The following is a 1,881-nucleotide window of genomic DNA, read 5'->3' as shown; positions in this document are numbered from 1 at the left end:
ACCAGCGGGCAGCTCGTGAAGGCCGTCTACAGAGGTCTGGAGCAGCGGATCCCCGCCATGGCGCGGTACACCGACGTCCAGCGGCAGCACACCGCCGAGGACCTGGCGCACATCGTGGACTTCTTCGCCGCCGCCCTCTACACCGATGACGACACGCTGTTCACCGGGTTCCTGACGTGGACGGCGGAGATCCTCGACGCGCGCGGCGTGCCGGCCCGGCACCTGCCGCCCGCGTTGACCCTGCTCGCCGCCGAGCGGCGCGCCTTCCCGCGTGCCACGCGCATCCTCGAAGCCGCGCGCGGCGAGCTGTCCCGAACCCTCGACCACGGACCGGCCGCATGAACCCGCAAGCTCTCCAGTGCACCCTCGCCATCGACGACGCGCACACCGCCCGCATCGTCCTGTCCGGCGACATCGTCTTCGAGAACGCCGAGGAACTGCTCGCCCTCGTGCGCGACCTGCTCGCGCGGGACGGCGTGCGCCGGCTGCGGCTCGACTGCGCGGGCGTCGACTTCTGCGACTCCTACGGCCTGTCGACGCTGCTCTGGGTGCACCGGGAGGTGACGACTGCGGGCGGGGAGCTGGTCCTGGAGAACCGCGGTTCCTTCCTGGACCGGTTGATGCGGCGGACCAACACCTTCCACCACCTCACCGGGTCCGCCGGGCAGGAGCGGCGGGAAGCCGACAGCTGACCGCCCTGCCCGCGTGCGCGCCCCGGCCCTGACCACCCGGGCAGCGGCGCGGATCACGTCGCGACTTCGCCGCCGGTGTCCTGAAGTGGAACCTCCCGGAGCTACTTTGCGTCATCATCGGGGGTGAACCGGGGAGAGGGGACGTTCGATGGCGGGGGAGAACCCTCTGGTGGCCGCGCCGCCGGCGGAGTCGGGTGCGTTCTTCAACGCCGGTACCGGTGACAACGGGTGGGCGACCGGGATCTCCATCGCGGAGTCCGCGATGGACACGTTCAACGGCATCAAGGACGGCAACTGGATCGAAGGCGGTCTGGGCCTGGTCGGGCTGGCCGCGGACGCCGCGTCGATGGGCTTCGACCCGTTCGGCGCTTTGCTGTCCTCGGCGGCGTCGTTCCTCATGGAGCTCATGCAGCCGCTCAAGGACGTGCTGGACTGGCTGGCCGGCAACCCGCCCGTGATCGAGTCGTACTCGACGACGTGGAACAACGTCGCCACCGAGCTGGGCAAGATCGCCGAGGAGTACGACTCGGCGGTGCGGCGGGGCACGGAGGGCTGGACCGGCGCGGCCGCGGAGACCTACCACGCCAACTCCAAGGTCCACGGTGACGCGCTGACCGGTGCGGCGTCCGCGGCCGGCACGGTCGGCACGGTCGTCGGGTTGATGGGCATGGTCGTCGGCTTCGTGCGCGAGATGGTCCGCGACCTGATCGCGGACCTGGTGGGCAAGCTCATCGCGTGGGTGCTGGAGGCGGCGTTCAGCCTCGGGTTCGGCACGCCGGTGATCGTGGCGCAGGCGGTGACCGCGATCTCCAAGTGGGCCGCGAAGATCGCGAAGATCGTCCAGGACCTGCTGAACACGATCAAGAAGGTCTCCCCGATGCTCAAGCGTCTGGTCGAGGTCTTCGAGAAGATCATGAAGGTGGTCGGCAAGCTCGCCGGCAAGGTCACCGGCCTGGACGTGCTGGACCCGAAGAACATCAAGAAGGGCGGCTTCTTCCAGAGCGGGAGGGGCGACGTCGACGGCCCGTCGGGCACCCCGTCCGGCACCGGTCGCGACAGCGGCACCGGAAACCCCGGCACCGGCGACCCCGGCACCGGCAGCGCCGACACCCCCGGCACCGATCCCCGCAGCCCGTCGTCGACCCGCCCCGGCGACACCACGTCCACGTCGAGCACCACCACCACCGAC

The 1,881-nt window shown here is 70.4% G+C and carries 2 protein-coding genes and 1 pseudogene; all 3 read left to right on the top strand.

What is annotated here, in order from left to right:
• Positions 1 to 342: cobalamin-binding protein (locus tag AB0G02_RS37800; protein WP_360804590.1), on the top strand; the 342-nt coding region annotated here is incomplete at its 5' end.
• The gene (locus tag AB0G02_RS37795) at positions 339 to 692 is read left to right on the top strand and encodes an STAS domain-containing protein (RefSeq protein WP_360804587.1); all 354 of its coding nucleotides are present in this window, start codon (positions 339 to 341) and stop codon (positions 690 to 692) included. The genes AB0G02_RS37800 and AB0G02_RS37795, both read left to right, overlap by 4 nt.
• A 148-nt stretch (positions 693 to 840) precedes the next feature.
• A pseudogene (locus tag AB0G02_RS37790) lies at positions 841 to 1,881 on the top strand (hypothetical protein); the annotation flags it as partial.

The sequence above is a fragment of the Actinosynnema sp. NPDC023658 genome (assembly GCF_040639995.1).
GTDB lineage: Bacteria > Actinomycetota > Actinomycetes > Mycobacteriales > Pseudonocardiaceae > Actinosynnema.
The sequence above is the reverse complement of the archived record's forward strand: the minus strand, read 5'-3'. Positions and strand labels throughout refer to the sequence as shown.